At 66.5% G+C, this 26267-nt stretch carries 6 protein-coding genes; all 6 read right to left on the minus strand.

Annotated elements, in window-relative coordinates:
• Positions 1-119: 119 nt before the first annotated feature.
• Positions 120-21074, minus strand: coding sequence for a non-ribosomal peptide synthase/polyketide synthase (locus tag ACZI8W_RS18360; RefSeq protein ID WP_463369948.1), 20955 nt, complete (start codon positions 21072-21074; stop codon positions 120-122).
• Between the two features lie 310 nt (positions 21075-21384).
• The gene (locus ACZI8W_RS18365) at positions 21385-21732 is read right to left on the minus strand and encodes a hypothetical protein (protein WP_463369949.1); all 348 of its coding nucleotides are present in this window, start codon (positions 21730-21732) and stop codon (positions 21385-21387) included.
• A gap of 64 nt (positions 21733-21796) precedes the next feature.
• Entirely contained in the window at positions 21797-23743 is a 1947-nt protein-coding gene (locus tag ACZI8W_RS18370) for an acetoacetate--CoA ligase (protein ID WP_463369950.1), read from the minus strand.
• A 4-nt stretch (positions 23744-23747) separates the two neighbouring features.
• A complete protein-coding gene (locus ACZI8W_RS18375; RefSeq protein WP_463369951.1) occupies positions 23748-24608 on the minus strand; it encodes an HpcH/HpaI aldolase/citrate lyase family protein in 861 nt (286 codons plus the stop codon).
• A 150-nt stretch (positions 24609-24758) separates the two neighbouring features.
• Positions 24759-25031: a GlsB/YeaQ/YmgE family stress response membrane protein gene (locus ACZI8W_RS18380; RefSeq protein WP_463369952.1), complete on the minus strand. Its 273-nt coding sequence runs from the start codon at positions 25029-25031 to the stop codon at positions 24759-24761.
• 121 nt (positions 25032-25152) lie between these two features.
• Positions 25153-26265 (minus strand): NDMA-dependent alcohol dehydrogenase, encoded by a 1113-nt coding sequence (locus tag ACZI8W_RS18385; RefSeq protein ID WP_463369953.1) that lies wholly within the window; start codon positions 26263-26265, stop codon positions 25153-25155.
• Positions 26266-26267: the final 2 nt, after the last annotated feature.

A 26267-nucleotide genomic window follows, 5' to 3' on the forward strand; every position in this document is an offset into this window, starting at 1 on the left:
ATCACCGAACGTGCCGCAGCCCCATACCACCCGCAGCCCGATACCACCCGGGGACGGTACGGCCCCCGGTGTCCGAACGACAGTCGATCCTCCATTATCCCGCACCACTCCGCAGCGGACTAATCCCCGTCCGCCGCGGCTTCGGCAGCCGCGATCACCTCGCGGATCAATCGAGCGAAGCCGTCGGCGCCGAGTTGCGGCAGCATGCCCGGGACAAGCCCGTTGAGCACGACCGACACCAGCGCTTCGGCAGTGAGGGCGCCACCCGTCGTCGAGGCCATCGCCTCCAGACGCTGCGCGAACTCGCCGAACGTGACATCGCGATCGCTGTGGCCGAATGCGATGGTGTCCGGCGCCACCGCCGCCGCACGAGCCGCCAGATCCGGCAGGTCCGCCACTGTCCGGGCCTTCCGCGGACGGGCCGCGCGCGCCCGTTCGTCGTCGCTACGCAGGTCGATGGAGCGCAGCACGACCTGCGGGTCGTCGGTCGTGGCGTCGAGGACACGCCGGAACCGTTCGATGAACACCTCGATGGTACTGCGGTCGAACAGAGCGGTCGCGTAGGTGAACGTCACGTCCATGTCGCCCAGGGAGCCGCCTTCGGTGAACCGTTCGACGACGGTGCACTGCAGATCGAACTTCGCCTGGTCGGCACCGGTCTCGAGCGACTGGACCACCAGGCCTGGGAGTTCGAGGACGCCGGTGTCGATGTTCTGGAAGGTGAGCATCACCTGGAACAGCGGTGTGTGCGCGCTGGTCCGCCGCACCCCCAACGTGTCCACGAGCCGTTCGAACGGGACATCGGCGTGGCCGAATGCCGCGAGGTCCTTCTCCTTCGCCTGCCCGAGCAGGTCGGCGAACGTCGATCCTCCCGCAACGCGGGTACGCAACACGAGGGTGTTCACGAACATGCCCACGAGATCGTCGAGCGCCTCTTCCCCGCGACCCGCGGTCGGGGTGCCGACCGTGATGTCCTCGGACCCGGACAGTCGCGACATCAGCACCGCGAACGCCGCGTGCATCACCATGAACACCGTGGCACCCTGATCACGCGCGGACTTCTCGACCCGCTGGGCAAGAGCCTCACCCAGTGCGAACGTGATCGACTCGCCGGCGGTCGACTGACGCGACGGCCGCGGCCGGTCGGTGGGCAGCCCGAGCACCTCGGGTACGCCGGCGAGTTCGTCGGTCCAGTACGCGAGCTGGCGCGCCAGTTCGCTGTCCGGATCCGTGTCGTCGCCGAGTACGGTCGACTGCCACAGCGTGTAGTCGGCGTACTGGACGTCGAGTGGAGCCCAGTCCGGCGTCGTGCCTTCGACCCGCGCCAGGTACGCGACCATCACATCGCGGATCAGCGGGCGCATCGAATAGCCGTCGGCGCTGATGTGGTGGGCGACGACGGCCAGCACATGCTCGCCGGTGTCGGCGTCCGTGTCGGTCACCCGGAACAGCGCGACCCTCAGCGGCGGGGTCTGGGCGGTGACGTCGAACCCGGTGCCGAGCACCTCGGTGAGCCGGCCGACGAGATCGACGGACGCCACCGCAATCGGTTCGAGATCGGGCGTCGCCGCCGCGACGGGCAGCACAACCTGGATGGGGCCGTCCTCGGTGTCGGGGTACACCGTGCGCAACACCTCGTGCCGCGCGACGACGTCGGCGACCGCGGCACGGAGCACGTCCGTGTCGAGCGCCCCGGTGAGCCGTACCGCAACCGGGATGTTGTAGACGCCCGAGTCCGGGTCCACCCGATTGAGTGTCCACATGCGTTGTTGTGCCAGCGACAATGGGATCCGGTCGGGCCTCGGGCCTGCGATGAGCGCGGCACGTGCGCCGTGTCCGACGGACGGCTGGATGCGCGCCGCGAGTGCCACGATCGTCGGTGCCTCGAACACGGTGCGCACTGCGACACGAGTATCGAGGGCCACACCGAGCCGGGCGGACAGCTGGGTCGCGAGCAACGAGTTGCCGCCCAGCTCGAAGAAGTCGTCGTCTCGCCCGACTCGTTCGATGCCGAGCAGTTCCGCCACGGTGGCCGCGACGATCTCCTCGACCGGTGTGGTGGGCGCCCGGAAGGTTCCCGCCTCGAGTTCCGGTTCGGGTAGTGCCGCTCGGTCGAGCTTGCCGTTGGTGTTGAGCGGCAGGGCGTCGAGGACGACGAACGCGGACGGCACCATGTACGAGGGCAGCCGCGCACCGAGACGCGCGCCGAGCGCATCGACGTCGATCCCGTTGCCGGATGATGCTGGCCGATCCGCTCGGCCCGACGGCACGACGTACGCGACGAGGCGATCGCCGACGTGAGCGTCGTGGCGGACGAGCACTGCGACGTCACCCACTGCGTCGAGATCGCGGAGGGTCGATTCGATCTCGCCGAGTTCGATGCGGTAACCACGAACCTTGACCTGGAAGTCGGCACGCCCCAGGTATTCGAGACGGCCTTCACGGTTCCAGCGCACGATATCGCCGGTGCGGTACATCCGGCCACGGCCGAACGGGGCCGCGACAAACCGGTCCGCGGTGAGGTCGGCGCGGTCGTGGTAGCCGCGGGCAAGCTGGACGCCCGCGAGGTACAGCTCACCGGCAACGCCCGGCGGCACCGGCCGCAGCCGGCCGTCCAGCACGTACACGGCGGTGTTCCACTCGGGCACACCGATGGGTACTGCGGCTGTGTCGTCGTCGCCCACCTCGTGAACAGTGACGGATACGGCGGCTTCGGTCGGCCCGTACAGGTTGAACAGGCTCGCACCGTTCGACGTGCGGAACTGTTGCGCGGTCGGCGCCGGAAGTGCCTCACCGATCGCGAGCACCCGCCGCAATGACGGCGACACCTCGCCGTTCGCGACGGTCATGAGCATCGACAACATCGACGGCACCGTGTGCAGGGTCGTCACCTGCTGCTCGCGCAACAGGGCCAGCAGGTAGTCGGGGTCGCGGTGGCCGTCGGCGGTCGCGACGACAAGACGCGCCCCCGTGGTCAGGGCGGACCAGAACTCCCACACCGACAGGTCGAACGTCGCGATGGTCTTGAGCAACACCGCGTCCTCCGGCCCGAGATCGAACGCGGAACGCTTCCATTCGAGTTGGTTGACGATCGCAGCGTGCGGCACTGCGACACCCTTCGGCCGACCGGTCGACCCGGACGTGAAGATCACGTAGGCGGTGTTGTGCGCGCGCAGCGGCGATCTGCGGTCGCGGTCGGTGATCGGTGCGTCGGAGAGGTCCGAGAGATCGAGCTCGTCGAGCAGGACCTCGGGCACACCGGAATTTTCGATCCGGTCTGCCGCCGTGGTGACCACCGCCACGGGTGCGGCGGTGCCGAGAATGTACTGATTGCGTTCCGACGGCTGATCCGGGTCGACAGGCACATAGGCAGCACCGGTCTTGGCGATCGCGTACATGCCGATCAGCAACTCGGGTGAGCGACGGACGGCGAGCGCGACGCGGTCCTCCGGACCGACCCCGGCACCGATCAGATGCCGGGCGAGACGGTTGACCGCCGTATCGAACTCTGCATACGTCCACTGCGCACCCTCGTACACGAGCGCCACCGCGCCGCCGTCACGTCGGACCTGCGCGTCGAACAGGTCGACGAGCGTGCACGAACCGTCGACGTGGTGATCGGTGTCGTTCCACGTGGCAAGCACATCGTCGCGCTCGCCGGGGAGCAACACCGCATGATCACCGACGGGCGCGGCAGGCGCCTGCAGGACGGCACCGAGGAGCTGCTCGAACCTGGCGGCCACACCGCGGGCGGTGCCGTCGTCGAACAGATCGGTGGCGTACGTGAGGATCGCATCGATGCCGGCCGGTGTGCCGGCGTCGTCATACCGGTCGGCGACGATCAGGTGCAGGTCGAACTGCGCCGTCCCGCCCTCGAGATCGAGCGGAGCCACCGCGAGTCCGGGTAGCTGCAGCTCGGTTCCGGCCTGGTTCTGGAACGAGAAGCCCACCTGGAACAGCGGATGCCGGGCCGTCGAGCGCGCCGGATTGAGCACCTCGACGAGCCGCTCGAACGGCACGTCGGCGTGCGCGAATGCCTGCAGATCCGTCTCGCGGGCCGCCGTGAGGAGATCGGTGAACGATGCTCCTGCGTCGACCTCGAGCCGGAGCACGAGGGTGTTGACGAACATACCGATGATGTCTTCGACGGACTGCTCGTTGCGACCCGCAATCGGGGTACCCACTGCAATGTCCGAAGATCCGGACAATCGCGCGAGCAGCGCCGCGAACGCCGCGTGCACGGCCATGAACACGGTTGCGTTGTGGCTCCGAGCGAGGTCGCGGAGCCCGGCATGCATATCGGCGCCGATCACGAACTCGATGCGGTCACCGCGGAAGGACTGCTTCGCCGGCCGTGGACGGTCGAGCGGCAGATCCAGCTGGTCGGGCAGATCGGCGAGCGCGTCGCGCCAGTACCCGATCTGCTGTGCCGCAATCGAATCCTCGTCATCTTCGGAGCCGAGAACCTCCCGCTGCCACAGGGCGTAGTCGGCGTACTGCACCTGCAGTGGCGCCCACACTGGATCGGCTCCGGAGGTGTGCGCCGCGTACGCGGTGACAAGATCGCGCACGAGTGGCACCATCGACGAGCCGTCCGCGCTGATGTGGTGCACCACGACCGCGAGCACGTGCTGGTGGTCGTGTATGCGCAGCAACCGCATGAGCAGCGGTACTTCGCTCGTCACGTCGAAGGTCGTCGCGGCGATGTCCCGCAGCCGCGTCTCGAGATCGTCTGCGGCGATGTCCACCGGAGTGAGATCGACCGACATCCGCGCGGCCGGGAGGATTTTCTGCACCGGACCGTCGCCGGTCTCGGGGTACTCGGTACGCAACGACTCGTGCCGCGCCACCAGGTCGGTGACCGCGGACTGCAGCGCTGCCGCGTCGAGCTCGCCGGTCAGCCTCAAAGCGAACGGAATGTTGTACGCCGTCGACTCCGGATCGAACCGGTTGAGGAACCACATCCGCTGCTGCGCGAGCGACAACGGCACCCGCACCGGACGCTGCCGCGCCTCGAGCCGAACCCGCCCACCACGGCCCGACTCCTGCTCCACTCGCGCGGCCAACACCGACACCGTCGACGCCTCGAACAACGCACGCACCGGTACCTGCGCATCCAACGCCGCACCCAACCGCGACACCACCTGCGTCGCGATCAGCGAGTTACCGCCCAACGCAAAGAAGTCATCGTCCGCACCGACCCGCTCGACCCCGAGCACATCGGCGAACACGCCCGCCACGATCTCCTCGATCGGAGTCGACGGCGCACGGAACACACGCGTCTCGAACACCGGCTCCGGCAACGCCCGACGATCCAACTTGCCGTTGACCGTCAACGGAATCGACTCGACCACCACGAACGCCGACGGCACCATGTACTCGGGCACGACCGCACCCACACCGTCACGCAACGCATCCACATCCACCGAAACGCCCTCGGCAGCAACCATATACGCAACGATCCGCGCAGCACCCGGCGCATCCTCACGCACGATCACCGCCGCCTGTGCCACCGCCTCCTGCGCCAGCACCGCCGCCTCGACCTCACCGAGCTCGATACGGAAACCACGAATCTTGACCTGGTCGTCGGCGCGCCCCAGATACTCGAGATCACCTGAGACCACCCAACGCGCCACATCACCGGTGCGGTACAACAACGCACCATCCGCCGAGAACGGATCGGCCACGAACCGCACCGACGACAACTCCGGCCGACGCAGATACCCGCGCGCGAGCTGACCGCCACCGACGTACATCTCCCCCGCGACGCCCACCGGGACCGGCTGCAGTCGCCGGTCCAGCACATACACCCGCAGACCCGCGATCGGCACACCCACCACACTCGCCGATCCGGCCTCCGCGAGATCGGCGCCGATCTCCCGATACGACACATGCACCGTCGTCTCGGTGATCCCATACATATTCACCAACCGCGGCGCAGTGCCACTTCCCCGCCGCTGCGCTCGCCCGGTATCCCCATGCCGCTCGAACCACCCCGCCAAACGACGCGGCTCGAGCGCCTCACCACCGAAAATCACATACCGCAACACCAACTGCGCACCATCGGACGCCACACGATCGGCCTCCGCAAGCTGGTAGAACGCCGACGGCGTCTGATTGAGCACCGTCACCTGCTCGCGAACCAGCAACTCCCGGAACGCCTCCGGCGACCTGGACGTGAAGTAGTCGACGACCACCAGGGTCCCGCCGTACAACAGCGGACCCCACAACTCCCACACCGAGAAGTCGAACGCATAGCTGTGGAACATCGTCCACACATCCGACGAACCGAACCCGTACACCGATTCGGTGTTGACCATCAACCGCACCGCGTTGCGATGCGGAATCAGCACACCCTTCGGCCGGCCCGTCGAACCCGACGTGTAGATCACATACGCAAGGTTCGTCGAGACGAGCGGACCCCGACGCTCCGCATCGAAGATCGGCGTGTCGTCCACACCGGAGAGGTCGACCCGGTCCAGCTCGACCACCGGAACACCACTCGGGAAGGCCACATCCTCGTCGGAATGCGTCACCACCGCCACCGGCCGCGCATCCGACACCAGGAACTCGATGCGCTCGGCCGGCGAATTCGGATCCACCGGCAAATAGCCACCACCGGCCTCGAGCACCGCGAGCAGCGCCACCACCAAATCCACCGATCGCGGCAGGGTGATCGCCACCAACGATTCCGGACCCACACCGACATCGATCAGGTGTCGCGCCAGACGCCGCACCCGCGAGCCGAGTTCCCGGTACGACACCGCGTCGTCGCCGAATTTCACCGCCACAGCATCACCGCGTGCAGCGACCTGCGCCTCGAACATCTCCACCAGCGTCACGTCCGCCGGCGCCACATCATCACCCAGCGAATTCCACCGCGACACCACGAGCTCACGCTCGAACTCATCGAGAATCCCGATGTCGCCGACCACAACCGTCGGATCCTCCACCACCGCGCGCAGAATCCGCAGCAACTGCTCCGCGAACGCCGCGACGCGCAGGTCGTCGAACAGATCGGTGGCGTAGGTGATCGCGAAATCCATACCTCCGACGCCGTTGTCGGCACCCGCCGTTCGAGTGCCGATCGTGTCTGCGAAGGTGAACTGCAAGTCGAACTTGGCTGTAGGAGCTTCGTATTCCAACGCACTCGCGGTGATCCCGTCGAGTTCGAAATCCACTGCGCCTGTGTTCTGGAACGTCAGAGCCACCTGGAACAGCGGATGCCGCGCCTGTGACCGCTGCGGATCGAGGATCTCCACAAGCCGCTCGAACGGAACGTCGGCGTGCGCGAAGGCATCGAGGTCGGCCTCGCGGACCTGGGCGAGCAACTGCTCGAACGGAGCATCGTTGTCGAACGTGGTGCGCAGCACCAGGGTGTTGACGAACATGCCCACCAGGTCGTCGAGTGCCGCCTCGCCGCGCCCGGCAACCGGCGTGCCGATGGCGATATCGTCAGTGCCCGACAGCCTCGACAGCAACACGTTCAGAGCGGCGTGAACCACCATGAACAACGACGTGTTGTGCTCGCGTGCCAGCGTGTTCAAGCGCGCATGCAGCATCGGGTCGATCCGGAAACTGCTGGTCCGTCCCTCGCCGGTCGCGGTCTCGGGGCGCAACCGGTTGGCCGGGAGATCCAGCTGATCCGGAAGTCCGGCAAGCTGGGCGGTCCAATACCCGATCTGCTCCGAGAGCACCGACTCCGCATCGTCCTCGGATCCGAGGACGTCGCGCTGCCACAAGGCGTAGTCGGCGTACTGCACGGCGAGCGGCTGCCAGGCCGGCGGCTCGCCGTGGGTCCGAGACGCGTAGGCGACCATGATGTCGCGAGCGAGCGGACGCAGCGAGAATCCGTCGGATGCGATGTGGTGCACCACGAGGAACAGCACGTGTTCGCGTGCCCCGAGTTCGAACAGCACCACCCGCATCGGGACCTCGACGGTGACATCGAATCCCAACGCGGTGAGTTGCTCCGCGCGTACGATCAGTGAGGCCTCGTCGACGCTCTCAGTGATCAACTCCACCTCGTGTGAGGCAAGCACGGACTGGTATCCCACACCCCCGACGTCCGGGTAGATCGTGCGGAGCGACTCGTGACGGTCGACGACGTCGCCGAGAGCAGCGGTCAGCGCCACGACGTCGAGGGTCCCGGTCAGCCGGACGCCGACCGGAATGTTGTCCACCGCGGACGCGGCGTCGAATCGGTTGAGGAACCACATGCGCTGCTGGGCAGGTGACAGCGGGATCCGCTCCGGGCGGGTGCCGCGTGCCAGCTTCGGTCGAGTTGTGGTTCCGGCAGCCTGCTCGATGCGCACCGCAAGCGCTTCGACAGTGGGTGCGTCGAAGAGAGCCCGCACGGGAATCCGTGCGCCGAGTGCCTCACCCAGGCGGGCAACGACCTGCGTCGCTACGAGCGAATTGCCGCCGAGTGCGAAGAAGTCGTCGCCTCGGCCCGCCCGCTGAATACCGAGGACCTGAGCGAAGACTCCAGCGATGATCTCCTCCACCGGCGTGCGCGGCGGCAGGAACTCACGAATCTCGAAGGTCGGAGCCGGCAACGCATTTCGATCAACCTTCCCGCTGGCGTTGAGCGGGAACGCATCGACCACAACGATCGCCGACGGGACCATGTACGACGGAAGTCCCTGCGCGAGTTCGGCCTTCATATCAAGAGGGTCGAGTGTGGCCCCGGATTCGGGCGCCACATACGCGACGAGCTGCGGGCCTGCGCCCGGGTCGTCGCGAACGGTCGTCACGGCCTGCCGTACCCCGCTCAGCGCAGCCAGGGCCGACTCGATTTCGCCGAGCTCGATCCGGAGGCCACGCAGCTTGACCTGGTGGTCCGTGCGGCCGAGGTATTCGAGCTCGAGCACCTCGAGGGATGTCGTTCCCGTGCCGCCGGAGGCGACCGGGACCCATTTGACGAGGTCGCCGGTCCGGTACATCCGCTCACCGGTCGTCGAGCGGGGATCCGCAACGAATCGCTCCGCGGTCAGATCCACGCGACCCTGGTAACCACGGGCGAGCTGAGCACCGGTGAGATAGAGCTCCCCCGACACTCCGACGGGAACCGGACGCAGCCGCGAGTCGAGTACGAGCACATCGGTGTTCCATACCGGACGGCCGATCGGCACGATCCGATCGTCATCGGCTCCTGCGGTCCGGTACACGGTCTGCACCGTCGCTTCGGTCGGTCCGTAGACGTTGTGCACGGGCGCATCCCCGAGGGCAGCGAACCGGGCGGCGCTGCCGGCCGCAAGCGCCTCGCCACCACAGAAGACGTGGGTGAGCGATGCCGCAGCAGCCTGCTCGAGATGTTCGAGAACCGCGTCGAAGACAGTGGGGACGAACTGCACCACCGTGGTGGCGGTGCGACCGATTTCTGCCGCCAGCCGAGCGGGATCACGGTGGAGGTCCGGGGCCCCCACGACGATGGAGCCACCGGTCTGCAGCGGCAGGAAGATCTCCCACACCGATGCGTCGAACGTCACGGGAGTCTTGAGCAGTACTGCGTCCGATTCCGAGAACGCGAATCGGTTTTGCATCCACAGCATCTGGTTGATCACGGAGCCGTGAGTGACACCGACCCCCTTGGGCCGACCGGTCGATCCGGACGTGTACAGCACATACGCGAGGTTCTCGGCACGTAGCGGTGCGGTGCGATCGGCGTCGGTGAGGGGGGTGTCGTCGAATCCTGTGAGGTCGAGTGCGTCGAGATCACATGTGGTTACCGAGGTTCCGACGAGCGCGGATGCCGCAGACCCGGCGGTGACGAGCAGCGACGGCGCCGAAGAGCCGAGGATGAACTCGATGCGTTCGGAAGGTTGCTCGGGATCGACGGGCACGTACGCGCCGCCGGCGGCAATCACCGCGTGTATGACGACAACCATATCGACGGACCGGGTCAGCACGACCCCCACGCGAGTGTCGGGTCCGACACCCCGGTGCACGAAGTAGCGGGCGAGCCGGTTCACCTCGCGTCCGAACTCCCGATATGTGCGCGGTGCACCGAGTGCGTCGGTGCCCGGGATCAGTGCGCAAGCGTCCGGGGTACGTGCCACCTGCTGCTCCAGCAGGACCGGCAATGTGACCGCGGAGTCGATGGGATGCTCGGTTCCACGGGAAGCCGACTCGACCGCGATGAGTTCGGCGTCCGTGAGCAGGGGAAGGTCGCCGACCGGTAGTGCCGGCGTGTGGGTGGCCGCCTCGAGCAGCGAGACGAACCGCTCACTCATTCCAGCGATGGTCGACGCATCGAACAGATCTGTGGCGTAGGAGAATTCGACCGAGTAACCGGTGTCCGCAGAACTGCCGATCGGGACGTCGAGGACGGTCACCACCAGATCGAACTTCGACATGCCGCTGTCGAGTGGGATGTCGGACACTGTCATGCCCGGCAACTCGAGCGACACCTGACCGATGTTCTGGAACGCGAGCATCACCTGGAACAACGGATTGTGGGCCTGGCTACGGACGGGCGCGAGCACGTCGACGAGCCGCTCGAACGGGATCTCCGCGTGGGCGAATGCCCCGAGATCGGATTCACGTACGTGGGCGAGCAGTTCGCCGAACGTCCGCGCCGAATCGACGTGCGTGCGGAGCACGAGCGTGTTGACGAACATGCCGATCAGTCCGTCGAGGGTGCGCTCACCGCGACCGGCGACCGGGGTGCCGATCGTGATGTCGTCCGACGCCCCGAGCCGTGCGAGGAGCACCGCGAGGGCGGCGTGGACCACCATGAATTCTGTGGTGCGCTGTTCGTGCGCCAGCCGATCGATCGCGGTGCGCAGGTCTGCACTGATGTCGAATCGATGCACCGCCCCGGCATTGGTGGCGACCGCCGGGCGCGGCCGGTCGGTAGGCAACTCCAGGCTCGCGGGGACTCCGTCGAGCGCGTCGATCCAGTACCGAATCTGCTGGGAGACCAGCGAACCGGGATCGTCCTCGGATCCGAGGACGTCGCGCTGCCACAGCGTGTAATCGGCGTACTGCACCTCGAGCGGTTCCCAGGCCGGATCGTCGCCGGTCGAGCGCGCCGCATAGGCGATCATGATGTCGCGGGTGAGCGGGACCATCGAGAGCCCGTCCGCGGCGATATGGTGCAGCACTGCTACCAGCAGATGCTCGTCGGACGCCAGCTCGAGCAGGCAGACCGCGAGCGGAACTTCGTGCGCCACATCGAACGCGGTGCCGGCGAACTCGCGCAGCGCCTCGGGGGCGTCCGCCTCGCTCGTGGGAATACTCTCCAGCGCGATCGGCACGTCGACCGGAGCGAGGATCTTCTGGTATCCGTAACCATCGACGTCCGGGTAGATGGTACGCAGCGACTCGTGCCGCGCGACCACGTCTCGCAGTGCTTGTTCGAGTGCCGCGACGTCGAGCTTGCCCGACAGGCGCACCGCAACCGGGATGTTGTTCACCGACGAGTCGGGGTCGAACCGGTTGAGGAACCACATCCGCTGCTGCGCGAGCGACAGCGGCACCCGAACCGGGCGGTCCTGTGCGACCAGGGGCACCCGGGCCGTCTCGACCGAACTGGACTCGGCGGCAACGGCGAGCGATTCGACGGTCGAGGCCTCGAAGATCGTGCGGAGCGGCAGACGATGACCGACTTCCTCGCCGATCCGCGACACCACCTGCGTCGCGATCAGCGAGTTGCCACCGAGTGCGAAGAAGTCGTCGTCGAGCCCGACCCGGTCGAGACCGAGGACGTCGGCGATGACCGACGCCACGATCTGCTCGATGGGTGTCGTCGGTGCCCGGAACTCCTTGACCTCGAACACGGGTTCCGGCAGTGCTTTACGGTCGAGCTTGCCCGCCGGGCTCAGGGGCATCCGGTCGAGCAGGACGTACGCGGTAGGAACCATGTAGGCAGGAAGCCGGGTCGAAAGGGCCCGGGAGATCGCTGAAGTATCGAGCGCGACCCCGGGCTGCCCGACGAGGTACGCGACGAGCTGCTCACCCGAACGCGGATCCGATCGTACGAGGACGATGGCGTGGGAGACAGCTGTGGTGTCGAGGAGAGCGGCTTCGATCTCGCCCAGCTCGATCCGCAGGCCGCGCAGCTTGACCTGGAAGTCGGTACGGCCGATGTATTCGAGTTCACCGGAACGCCGGCCCCACTTGACGAGGTCGCCGGTTCGGTAGAGTCGCTCTCCCGCTGCGTATGGCGAAGCGACGAACCGCTCTGCGGTCAGGTCCGGGCGCGTCACGTATCCACGCGCCAATTGCACGCCCGACAGATACAGCTCACCCGCGACACCCACAGGGACCGGTTGGAGGCGGCCGTCGAGGACGTAGACACCGGTGTTCCACACCGGGACACCGATCGGGACGGACACCGAGTCGGCCCGGGTGACCTCGTGGTAGGTCACGTCGACGGCAGCCTCGGTGGGTCCGTACAGGTTGTGCAGACGCACCTGGGGAAGTGCCGTGCGCAGGCGATCCGCGACTGTCGCCGACAACGCCTCGCCGGAGGCGAACACGGCCCGCAGAGACGACACGATCTCGACACCGGACGCTGCCACGAACACGGCGAGCATCGACGGCACGAAATGCGCTACCGACACCGACTTCTCGATCATGGTCCGCACCAGGTAATCCGGGTCACGGTGACCGTCGGGAGCGGCAATGACGAGTCGCGCACCCACCTGCAGGGGCCAGAAGAACTCCCACACCGACACATCGAATGTGAACGGCGTCTTCTGCAGGATCACGTCGTCGGTGTCGAGCCGATATCTGTCCTGCATCCACATGAGACGGTTCACGATCGAGGCGTGCGAGACCGCGACGCCCTTCGGCCGACCCGTCGACCCCGACGTGAACAACACATACGCCGCATTCGACGACCGCAACGACGCAACACGATCCACATCCGTCACCGCAGCATCGGAGAACCCCGCCACATCGAGCACATCCAACTCGACCACCGGAACAGACACACCCGGAACAACGAACCCGTCACGCCGAGTCGTCACCACCACCACCGGAGCAGCAGTCGCCAGAATGTACCCATTACGATCCGCCGGCTGATCCGGATCCACCGGCACATACGCACCACCGGCCTTGACGATCGCATACATCCCGACCAACAGATCCACCGACCGACGCACCGCCAGAGCCACCGTCGACTCCGGCCCCACACCCACCGACACCAAATAACGCGCAACCCGATTCACACGAGAATCGAACTCCGCAAACGTCAGCGACTGCCCCTCGAACTCGAGCGCCACCGCATCCGGCGTCCGACGCACCTGCGCCTCGAACACATCCACCAACGTCAACGACGACTCGACCGCATACGCAGTGTCGTTCCACCGCTCCAGCACCAGCAACCGCTCATCACCATCGAGCAGATCGATGTCGCCGACGCGCACCGTCGGATCCACCACGACCGTCTCGAGCACCCGCACGAAACGGTCGGCGAACCCGCGTGCGGTTGCAGCGTCGAACAGGTCAGTCGCGTACGTGAAGGCGGCGCCGAGTCCGTTGGGCGTGCCGTCGCCGTCGAATGCCTCCGTCAGAGTCAGCTGCAGGTCGAACTTGGCGACGGCCGAATCGATATCGACGACGTCGAGGGTCAGGCCACGGAGGTCGATGCGCGAGGCACGGAGATTCTCGAACGAGAGCATCACCTGGAACAGCGGGTGCCGTGCTGTCGAACGCTCCGGGTTCAGTACCTCCACAAGACGCTCGAACGGCACGTCCGCGTGCCCGAACGCGCCGAGTGCGGCGTCGCGGGCACGGGCGAGATGGCGGGTGAACTCGTCGGCTCCGTCGACCTCGGTGCGCAACACGAGTGTGTTGACGAACATGCCGATCAGATCGTCGAGTGCCTGCTCGCCGCGGCCGGCCACGGGAGTGCCGATCGCGATGTCGTCCTGCCCGGACATACGCGACAGCATCACCGACAGCGCGGCGTGGACCACCATGAACAGCGACGCGTTACGTGTCCGCGCGAGATCTACCAGCCCCCGGTGCAATTCCGGTTCGATCCGAAACTCGACGGTCGCGCCGGAGTACGACTGCTGGCTCGGTCGGGGACGGTCGGCAGGAAGGTCGAGCTGATCGGGGATCCCCTCCAACGTGCGGCGCCAGTAGTCGAGCTGACGCGAGATCAGCGACTGCTCATCGTCTTCGGAACCCAGAACCTGCCGCTGCCACAGCGTGTAGTCGGTGTACTGTACGGGCAACGGAGCCCACGACGGCTCTTCCCACTCGGTCCGTGCGGTATACGCGACCATGATGTCGCGAGCCATCGGGCCGATCGACCAACCGTCGGCCGAGATGTGGTGCACTACGACGACAAGCACATGTTCCGAGTCTCCGAGCTCGAACAGCTCGGCGCGGATGGGGACGTCGGAGGTCACGTCGAGGCCGGTGGAGGCGAGTCGACGGACGGCTTCGGCGAGTTCGTCTGCCGCGATCACCGTCGGGGTCAGGTCAGGAACGACCTCGGCTGCGGCGCGAACGACCTGGTGCGGCCCCTCGGGGGAGTCCGGGAACACGGTACGCAGCGATTCGTGCCGATCGATGACGTCCATGATCGACACCTGCAGGGCGGCGACATCGAGGTCGCCGCGCAGCCGCAGCGCCATCGGCAGGTTGTAGGTTGCCGACTGCGTGTCGAAGCGATTGAGGAACCACATGCGCTGCTGCGCAAGCGAGAGCGGAACCCGTTCGGGCCGAGGCATCTTCGACAGCGCTATGCGCGCACCGCGGCCGGCTTCCTGCTCCACCCGCACGGCGAGCGCTGCGACCGTGGCGGATTCGAACAACACTCGAACCGGGACCTGGGCGTCGAGTGCGACACCGAGTCGCGAGACGACCTGCGTCGCGAGCAGTGAGTTGCCACCGAGCTCGAAGAAGTCGTCGTCCAATCCGACGACCTGCAGACCGAGGACGTCGGCGAACACCGTTGCGACAGTCTCTTCGATCGGGGTGGTCGGTGCGCGGAACTCGCGATAGCTGATGACGAGTTCGGGTTGCGGCAGAGCGCGTCGGTCGAGCTTCCCGATCGGCGTGAGGGGCACCTCGTCGAGAACGATGATCTGGGACGGAACCATGTACGAGGGCAGCGACAGGCCCGCGTGACGTGCGAGATCCACGGTGTCGATGTCTGCAGCGGCCACGCCGGGCCGGGCATGCACGTACGACACGAGAGCTGTTTGCCCCGAAGGCATTTCATGCCCGAGGGTAGCGGCGAAGTCCACCAGATCGTGACTCAGCAACGCCGCGTCGATCTCACCGAGCTCGATGCGATAACCGCGGACCTTGACCTGGAAGTCGGATCGGCCGGTGAAGACCAGCTGATCGTCACCGTTCCAGCGCACGAGGTCGCCGGTGCGGTACATGCGGTCGCCGGGACCTCCGAACGGATTCGCGACGAACCGATCCGCGGTGAGCGACCCGCGATGGTGATAGCCGCGAGCAAGGGCGTCACCGGCGATGTACAGCTCCCCCGACACCCCTGCCGGTACGGGTCGGAGACGTCGATCGAGGACATGCGCTGCCACTCCGGCGACTGGAGTGCCCACGGTGATCCTGCCGTCGACCGACAGCTCGGCACGGGTCGACACGATCGTCGTCTCGGTCGGCCCGTACGCATTGAAGAAGCGCCGACCCGGTGCCCAGCGGGAGACCAGATCGGTGGTCGAGGCGTCACCTCCGACATTGAGTGTCCGAAGTGAATCCAGACCGGTGGGATCGACCGACCCGAGCACCGCCGGGGTGATGACGGCATGGGTGACCTTCGTGGCCGCGATGAGTGCGCGAAGTTCGGCGCCGCCGTAGATCGAGGGCGGAGTGACGACGAGTTCGGCACCTGCCGACCCCGCGAGCGTCCAATCGAGCACCGACGGGTCGAAGCTCGGCGAACAGATGTGCAGAATCCGTGACTCTTCGGTGACCCCGTAGAGCTCGACGGACTCGCGAACGAGTCCGGCCAGTCCGACGTGGGTGACCGCGACCCCCTTCGGGCGCCCGGTCGAGCCCGAAGTGTAGATGACGTAGGCGGTGTGATCCGGTCGGAGCGTGCAAAGCCGGTCGGTGTCGTCGATCGGATCGCTGGACAGCGTCGCGCATTCTGCGACGAAGTCGGCGTCGCCCAGATCGATCCAGTCGACGACCGACGGGAGGGAACCGGATCGTTCGGCCGTGGTCAGGCCTGCCAGCGCACCCGAATCATCGAGCATGTGGGAGATGCGCTCGGCCGGGTGCTCGGGGTCGACAGGCAGGTACGCCGCACCGGTCTTGGCCACAGACCAGACACCGAGGAGCATTTCCCAGGAGCGAGGGAAGGCCAACGCCACGATCTCTTCCGGTCCGGCACCGCGTCCGATGAGGTAGCGGGCGACGCGATTCGACATCTCGTCGAGCTCGCGATAGGTGATCGTCGTATCGCCGTCGCGCACCGCGGTGCGATCGGGGTGGCGGCGTCCTCCTTCGACGAGCAGATCGACGAGGGTGACGTGCTCGGTGACGACGGAACCGTGGGGCGCGAGGAGGCGATCGAGCTCGCCCGGCGACAGGATCTCGAGATCGCCGACGGGAGTCGTGGGGTCGGCGACGACCCCACCTAGAATGCGTACGAATCGCTCACCGAACGCGGCCACGGTGGCCTCGTCGAACAGATCCGTGGCGAACTCGAAGACCGCGCCGAGTCCTGCAGGGCGTCCGTCGCCGTCGAGCTGCTCGGTGACCCAGAGCTGGATGTCGAACTTCGAGATCGGCATGTCGAGTTCGGTGCCCACCGCGTGGACACCTGCGAACGATACGTCACGCGCGTGCGCCGGTTCGAGCGACAGCGCCGCCTGGAAAAGCGGGTGCCGCGCGGTGGAGCGTGCGGGGTTGAGCACCTCGACGAGCCGCTCGAACGGCACATCTGCGTTCGAGAACGCGGTCAGGTCGGTCCCTCGGACGTCGCCGAGGAAGTCCTCGAACGAGGCACCCGGGTCGATCCGGCTGCGCAGCACGAGGGTGTTGACGAACATACCGATCAGGTCGTCGAGTTCTTTCTCGCCGCGGCCCGCGACAGCAGTACCGATCGCGATGTCGCTGGACCCGCTCAGTCGCGACAACAGCACAGCGTAGGCAGCGTGCACGACCATGAACAATGATGCGTGGTGTGTGCGGGCGAGCTCGACCAGGCGCGTGTGGGTTTCGGCGTCGATGTCGAAGCGGTGCTTGGCGCCGTCGTAACTGGAGACGGCGGGACGCAACCGGTCGGCCGGCAAGTCGAGCTGGTCGGGAAGCCCGTCGAGCTCCTCGGTCCAGTAGGCGATCTGCTGCGCAGCAGCCGATTCCGGGTCGGATTCGAGGCCGAGGGCTTCACGTTGCCAGACCGCGTAGTCGGCGTACTGGATCGGCAGCGGCGCCCACTGCGGGTCGTGACCTTCGGCTCGCGCCGAGTAGGCGGTGACGACGTCGCGGGCGAACGGGCCGAACGACGACCCGTCGGATGCAATGTGGTGCAACACCATTGCGAGCACATAAGCATCGGGAGCGAGCCGGTAGAGGGCGACTCGGAACGGTGCATCGGTCGTGACGTCGAATCCGCGACCGGCCATCTCGACGACAGCGGCCTCCAGGCCCGCTTCGTCGACATCCGCCGGCTCGAGGACCGAGATGACCTGCTCGGCCGGCAGGATCACCTGGCGAGGTTCACCGTCGACCTCGGGGTACACGGTGCGCAGTGTCTCGTGACGGTGCACCACGTCGGCAAATCCGTCGGACAGCGCCCGCGGGTCCACGTTGCCGCGAAGACGCACCGTGAAGGGCAGGTTGTATGCCGCGGTGGTGGTGTCGAACCGGTTGATGAACCAGATGCGCTGCTGCGCGGTCGACAAGGGCAGTACCTCGGGCCGTGGCCGCGCCACCAACGCGCTCCGCGCACCCGATCCGATCTGCTTCGCCACCCGGGTGGCGAGACCCACCACGGTGGATGCCTCGAACAGCGCACGTACCGGGATCTGGGTGTCGAGCGCGGCACCGATGCGGGACACGACCTGGGTGGCGACGAGGGAGTTGCCGCCCAGCTCGAAGAAGTCGTCGTCGAGACCGACTTGCTCGACGCCGAGCACCTCACCGAACGCGGCGGACACGGCCCGTTCCGCGGGGGTACGGGATTCGCGGAAGGTGCGGGTACTGCTGAAGACCGGCTGTGGCAGCGCCTTACGGTCGAGCTTGCCACTGGTGTTGAGCGGGAGCTCGTCGAGCACCATCAGCGACGCCGGGACCATGTACGACGGCAGCGCACGCTCGGCGTGATCCGCCAGGTCTGCAACATCGATCGTCGCCGTCGGGGTGGCTACGAGATAGCCCGCCAGCTGGTCGCCGGTGGGTGTCTGCACCACGAGCACGACGGCCTGGGACACGGCCTCGTGCGAGAGCAGAACCGCTTCGATCTCACCGAGTTCGATGCGCTGACCGCGGAACTTCACCTGGAAGTCGGTGCGCCCGATGTAGTCGAGGATGCCGTGATCATCATCTGGCGCGATCCAGCGGACGAGGTCGCCGGTGCGATACATCCGGTCACCCGGCGCACCGAACGGATCGGCAAGGAATCGATCGGACGTCAGGTCGGGCCGGTCGAGATATCCGCGGGCGAGTTGGATGCCGGCGAGATAGAGCTCGCCCGGACGCCCCACCGGAACGGGACGAAGGCGACGGTCGAGCACGTACGCTCGGCTGTTCCATTGCGGAATACCGATCGGGACGCTGTGTACGTCGCCCGGTCCTGCACGGTGATAGGTGATCGACACTGCGGCCTCTGTGGGCCCGTAGAGGTTGTGCAGGCCTGCGGAGCACAGCTGCGCGAAATCGGCGGCCGTTTCGGAGGGCAACGCCTCGCCGATGACGAAGACGTGGCGCAATGTGTCGGAGCCACCCTCGGGTGCGTTGGCCACGAACACGGTGAGCATCGACGGAACGAAATCGGTGAGCGTGACCCCGTGCTCGGCGATCTTGTTCGCGACGTAGACCGGGTCGCGGTGCCCGTCCGGGGTCGCGATCACGAGGGTCGCGCCCACACGTAGCGGCATGAAGAAGCCCCACAACGACACGTCGAACGTGGTGGCGGTCTTCTGCAGATAGACGTCGGTAGGTGTCACGTCGTACTGGTCGTTCATCCACTGGATCTGGTTGTCGATCGCAGCGTGACCGACCGCGACCCCCTTGGGGCGGCCCGTGGAACCGGACGTGAAGATCACGTACGCGGTGGTGTCGGGCCGTACGGGCCCGTGGCGTTCCGAGTCGGTGAGGGGACCACCTGCGCGCGAGGAGTAATCGAACGAGTCGATCTCGATGATCGGTGCGGCATCGGGGAGATCGGCGCGGTCGCGCGACGTGGTGAGCACCGCGACCGGCTTCGCAGTGTCGAGGATGTATTCGGTGCGATCGGCCGGGTGATCCGGGTCGAGCGGCACCCACGCACCACCGGCCTCGAGAATCGCGTACATGCCGACGAGGAGTTCGAACGAACGGCGGACACACAACCCGACGAGTGATTCGGGGCCGACTCCGCGATCGACGAGCTCGCGGCCCAGGGAATTGACGCGCGCAGCGAACTCACCGTACGTCAGCGATTCACCCTCGTGGACCAACGCCGTCGCATCGGGTGTCGCGAGGGCCTGGGCCCGGAAGTCTGCCAGCAGTGTGCGCTGCTCGATCGGGTGATCGGTACGGTTCCAGTCGACCACCACCCGATCGAGTTCGGCGTTTCGGGCGAGCGGGATATCCCAGACGAGCCGGTCGGCGTCGGACCCGACGAAACGATCGAAGAACTCGACGAACCGCTCGTGGTTGGCGCGTGCCTGTTCGGCTGCGTAGAGATTGGGATTGGACTCGAAGTCGATGTGGACGCGGGTGCCGCCACTCTTGTAGACGTTGACACCGAGGTCTTCGATGAGACCGGTCGACAGGATGTTGATGCGTCCGACCATGTCGCCGAGGCGAATTTCGTTCTCGAACAGCATGATGTTGACCCACGGCCCGAAGAACGTGGACTGCGCCCCGGCCGACGTGTCGCGGTCTCGGACGATGTCCTCGTGCCGGTAGCGCTGGTGTCTCAGGGCTCCGGACACGGCGGCACCCGCCGCGGCGACCAGTTCGTGGACGGTGGTGTCGTCGGTGACATCGAGGCGCAGCGGTACCACGTTCGAGACCATGCTGCCCGAACGGCGCAGGACCGCGTTCGTCCGCGCGGCTACCGGCAAGCTCAACACGACGTCGGTGCGTCCGGTCATCTGCGCGACGTAAGCCGCGAAGGCTGCCACGACGGCCGTCGCGAGGCTCGCGCCCTCACGCTCGACGAGCGCATCGACGTGGCGTTCGGTGTCGTCGGTGAGCGCGGCGCTGTCGATGCGGCTCACGGGCGCGGGCGCTGCGGTGCGGTCGGCCAGGCTCGACGGTTCCTCGATGCCCTCGATCTGCCCCGCCCAGTATTCGCGATCGGCGGCGAACCGGGTCGAATCGCGGTAGTCCATCTCGACGTCATAGACCTTGCGCAGGTCCGAGGCGCGGTTCGGGCTGGCCTCGCCCCCTTCTACGGCGGCGGTGTACAGTTCCGCGATCCGGGTCATGAAAGTCGCGGCGGCGAATCCGTCGAGTGCGAGGTGGTGGACGCGGTTGTACCAGAAGTAGCGGGACTCACCGATGCGGAGCAGCGTCGCGGCGATGAGCCGATCGCGGAGCACGTCCACGGGCCGGCTACGGTCCTCGCGCATCCACTCGAGCGCTGCCCGCCGGGGGTCGTGTTCGTCGCGCAGATCGACGTATCCGAGCGGGGCCTCCAGCTCGGGGTCTACGAGCTGATAGGGCCGCGCGTCCACCTCGATGAATCGGAGGAACCCCGACCCCGTTTCGAGAGCCGCGCGAGCACTGGATTCGCGAAGAACGTCGAGGTCGACATCGCCGTCGAGTTCGACGTACTGGGCGATGTTGGCCGGCACCGTCGGGTCGACGTGCTGAGCGAACCACATCCCCAGCTGCGCCGGCGAGAGGGGAAACGCTCCGGGCGGCACCGCTGCCGCACTCGCCCTCTTCGTTTCCGAGCCGCCGATACCCAGCGAGTCCAAACCCCAACCTTCCTCTCACCGTCGGACGACGACCGACCTGCGCACCGACCTGCGGAGCACATCACCGTACCCCGCGTATATCTGCAGATCAGGTGAGGATCGTTACGGCAAGCCCGGCAGCGGACCCCCACCGACCCGAAAACGCAGCAACAAGCCCTCCACCGACCGGAACAAACCGACCGAGTCAGGTTACTCGCCGGTCATATCCGGTGCCGTCCGCGTACACACCGGCCCAATCTACAGGGTGAGGACCGGTGCCGAACGGCCACAGGCCGGTGCGGCACGACACTGTTGAGACGGTGGGAGAGGATCACCACAGCACGGCGATGATCACGTTGACGATGCCGAGGCCGCCTGCCACGTGGGCGAGTGCAGCCGTGGAGCCGGGGGTCTGCTTCTCCCGCTTCACACCGACGATCGCGACCGCGAGGATGATCAACGCGATCACCAGCTTGATACCGATCTTCATGTGGTTGACGTCGGCATCGTTCGCCTCGTTGAGACCCACGAGCGCGAGACCGCTCACGACCTGAAGGATCGCGCCGTGCAGCATGCCCATGACGACACGCGGATCTTTGATGACCACGAGCCATGAGCCGATGATTCCGGCAAGACCGATGAAGTGCAGGATCAGAAATATGTCGATGGCGATATCCATGCGGCAATCCGAACATTCAGGACGTGACCTGTCCAGTAAGGCAGCACTCACGACGTGTTCTACATCACCCCTGGTCTCGGTACCAATCGAGAAGTCCCGGACTGTCGACCGCCGTGCGCTCGACAGCCACGGCGGCATCGGCGCCCTGCAGGATCCGTTTGATCGGAACCTCGAGCTTCTTGCCGGTGCGGGTGTGCGGCACCCCGGGCGCGGCAAGAATGTCGTCCGGCACATGCCGGGGCGAGACACGCACCCGGAGTTCACTGCGGATGTGTTCGCGGAGAGCCTCGTCGAGGATCACGCCGTCGGCGAGGACGACGAACAGGGGCATCCAGTACTCCCCATCCGGTCGCTCGACACCCAGCGCGAGTGCTTCGACGATCTCAGGTAGGTCTTCGACCACCTGGTAGATGTCGGCGGTGCCGATCCGGACCCCGTGCCGGTTCAGCGTCGCGTCGGAGCGTCCGTGCATCTCCACGGAGCCGCGCTCGGTGATGGAGATCCAGTCGCCGTGCCGCCACACTCCGGGGTAGACGGAGAAGTACGCCTCGCGGAGTCGGTCGCCGTCGGGATCGTTCCAGAATCGAACCGGCATCGACGGCATCGGCGCGGTGACCACGAGCTCGCCCACCTCGTCGCGCACCGGACGACCCGCGGCGTCGAATGCATCGACAGCGACGCCGAGGCACGGCACCGACAACTCCCCCGGCCACACCGGAACGGTCCGGACCGAACCGATGAACGCCGACACCACGTCGGTGCCGCCGGTGATCGACATGACCTGGACCCGCTCGCCCACGTTCTCCCCGAGCCACAGCGACGATGCGGGTGGTAAGGTCGAACCGGTGACGCCGATACCGCGGAGAGCGGACAGGTCGTGTGCGCGGCGCGGGACGACACCCGCTTTGATGCACGCGAGGACGTAACCGGGACTCGTTCCGAGGACCGTGACGTGTTCGTCGGCCGTGATCCGCCACAGCCGGTCGGTGTCCGGGTGTGAGGGCGCACCGTCGTAGCAGACGATCGTGGCGCCGACGAGCAGTCCCGCCGCGAGGAAGTTCCACATCATCCAGCTCGGGCTCGTGTACCAGAAGAACGTGTCGCGGTGGCCGATGTCGAGGTGCAGCGACAGCACTTTGAGGTGCTCGATCAGCACTCCCCCGTGGCCGTGCACGATGCCTTTGGGCAGACCGGTGGTGCCGGACGAGAACACCGTCCACAGTGGGTGGTCGAACGGTACCGGGACGGGTACGAACTCGTGCTCGCCCGCGGTGGCCTCCTCCCACGTGAGGATGCCGGGGTCCAGCAGGGCGTCTCCGGTGTCATCGCTGCGCGCCACGAGCACCGTCACCTCGAGACCGGGCATGCGTTCCCGCAGCCAGGTGACCTCGGCTACGCGATCATGCTGGCGACCGTTGTACCGGTAGCCATCCGCAGTGACGAGAACCTTCGGCTCGAGCTGTCCGAGCCGGTCGAGCGCGGCGTGAGCTGCGTAGTCCTGTCCGCACGCCGACCACACTGCTCCGACACCGGCGGTGGCGAGTAACGCGACGATCGCTTCGGGGATATTGGGCAGATACCCGGCCACCCGGTCGCCGGGTCCCACCCCGTGGTCGCGGAGCGTGGCGGCGAGAGCCGCGGCCTGGCCGTGCAGTTGCTCCCATGTCGTCTCTCGGCGCTGCCCGTCCTCGTCGATGTGGACGATCGCCGGGCGGTCGGTGCGAGCATTCCGGAAGACGTGCGACGCGTAATTCAGCCGTGCACCGGGAAACCACACGGCTCCGGGCATGGTCGCGTCGGCGAGCGCCGGACCGTGATCGGTGCCGCCGCGGATCTCGAACCACTCCCACACGGCCTGCCAGAACTCCGAGGAGTGGTCGATCGACCACTGCCAGAGTGTGTTGTAGTCCGGCAGCTGCACGGCGTGTCGTTGTTCGACGAAACGGGCGAACGCCGTCACCCTTGCTTCTGCGAAGTCCACCTCGCTGGGAACCCACTGTGGATGGACCATCCTGTCACCTCCGTTCCGGCTCGACCCCCATGCGACCCGAGCGGTACCCGTTGGCGCGGGCCTCCACGGATCGGTGGAGGATCTGCTCGGCATGGCGTAGTACGGGCGCGTCGACCATCTGCCCCTCGAACCGGAACACGCCCCGCGACTCGGGCACGGCCGCGAGAACCCTGCGAGCCCACTCGACCGACTTGTCGCTCGGCGTGTAGGCGTCTCGGATCACACCCACCTGATCGGGGTGGATCGCCACCTTCACGTCGAACCCGACCGCGACGGCGTCGAGCGCCTCGCTGCGCAGCCCGGCATGGTCGCCGATGTCGAGGTACGCGGCATCGAGAGCCCAGCGCCCGTACGCTTTCGCCGCGAGCAGCACCGACGACCTGACATGTTTCGCGACGTCACGGTAAGTACCGTCCTCGTACCGGATGTTCTGACCGCCCAATCCGACGGCGAGCTCCTCTGCTCCCCACATGACACCGATCGTGCCCATCGCCAGTGCTATGTCGGCGATCGCGAGTGCTCCGCGCGGGGACTCGACGAGCGCGATGACCTGACGGGGCGCGAGAGCCGTCACCTGTTCGGGAGATTCGCATTTCGCGAGCAGCACCCGGGTGTACGGCGAGTCGGCGAGCGCCCTCAGGTCGAGGCGATGGTCCTCGGTCCCGGCCGGATTGATCCGGACCACAGTGCGCGCCGGGTCGAGGGAGCGGTCCAGTAACGAGCGGCGTGCGTACTCCTTGTCGGCCGGCGCGACACCGGCCTCGAGATCGAGGACGACGACGTCGGCGGTCGCGGCGGCCGTACCGTAGCGTTCGGGTCGGTCCGCCGGGCAGAACAACCATGCCGGTCCTGGAATTGCGCTCATGCGGTCGACCTTCCTCTTCCATCGTTCTTCCACTTCCGATCATCCCGCGCCCGGCCTGTCCGGTCACCGTTTCGTCGCGAGTGATCGAACGACCGATGGCCCCGCCCGGGGGGCGAGGCCATCAGGTTCGATGAAATCAGGGCTGGTCGATCAATTCTTCGTCCTTGTCATCGATGTGTAGAGCAGAGTCAGGACCACTGCGGCCGCGATACTGATGATCCACCGAATCCAGTCGATACCTCCGGTGTTTTCGTTTCCTGGTGACGAGATCGCACCCCAGACCCAGTAACCGATGAGGGCACCGACGATGCCGATGATGACGGTGATGATCATGCCCATCGACTGCTTGCCCGGGATCACGAGTCGGGCCAGCACACCGATGACCGCACCGAAGATGATAGTGCCGACGATTTCCCAGAACATCGCGCGCTCCTCTCGTAGGTGATCTTGACGCGACGAACTGCACTCCAGTTTGTTCTCCTCGGCATGTCTACGAGTGAATTTCCGGAATCTGCCTACCGAACGTTGCGTGTCCGCGACCCGTTCACGATGCGTGGACGATCACCCCGCGCAGGTTCTTGCCGTCGCGCAGATCCTGGTAGCCCTGGTTGACTTCTTCGAGCGTGTACCTGGTGGTGATCAACTCGTCGAGTTTCAGTTGGCCGGCGTCGTAGAGGCGTAGCAGCCGCACGATGTCGTATTGCGGGTTGGCCGAGCCGAACAGCGAACCCTTGATGGTCTTCTGGAACAGCGTCAGGTCGGTGCCCGACACATGGACGGTGAGCTTTTCGGGGTTGGCCAGGCCCGTGATCACCACGGTGCCGCCCTTACCGATGACCGCTGTCGCTGCCGACACCACCTCCTCGTCGACCGTGCCGACCAGGATCAGCGCGGCGTCGGCGCCCTGCCCCCAGCTCAGCTCGTTGACCTTCGCTGCGGCCTCCGCCGCGGTCGCGAATGCGTGGGTGGCTCCGAACTTCACGGCCGCGTCGCGCTTCATCTCGACGGGGTCGACGACCACGACGTACTTCGCTCCGGCGTGGACCGCACCCTGGACGGCGTTGATCCCGAGACCGCCGATGCCGTAGATGACGACGATGTCGCCGGCGCGCACGTCGCCGGAATACACCGCCGTGCCCCACCCGGACGGCACCCCGCAGCCGACGAGCACCGCGGTCTCGAGCGGGAGCCAGTCGTCGACCTTGACCACCGAGTGCTGCGAGATCGTAGCCCGCTCGGCGAACGTACCCAGCATGCACATGGCACCGAAATCGTTTCCGCCCGAGTGGAAGCGGAAGGATCCGTCGGGCATGCATCCTTCGAGGATGGTCGCGCCCATGTTGCACAGATTCTGACGACCCGTGGAACAGTATCGGCACGTACCGCAGTTGGGAATGAAGCTGCACACCACGTGGTCTCCGGGTTCGACCTTGGTGACGCCGGGGCCGACCTCCTCGATGATGCCGGAACCCTCGTGGCCGCCGACGATCGGGAAACGCGGCGGCAGGTCTCCGTCGGTGAGATGCAGATCGGAATGACACAGGCCCGCAGCGGTGTACTTGATCAGGACCTCTCCCGGCCCAGGCCCGTCGAGTTCGAGCTCCATCAGTTCGAACGGCTTGCCTACTTCGAGCAGTACTGCGGCTTTGGTCTTCATCT

Source organism: Rhodococcus ruitaii, from assembly GCF_055230935.1.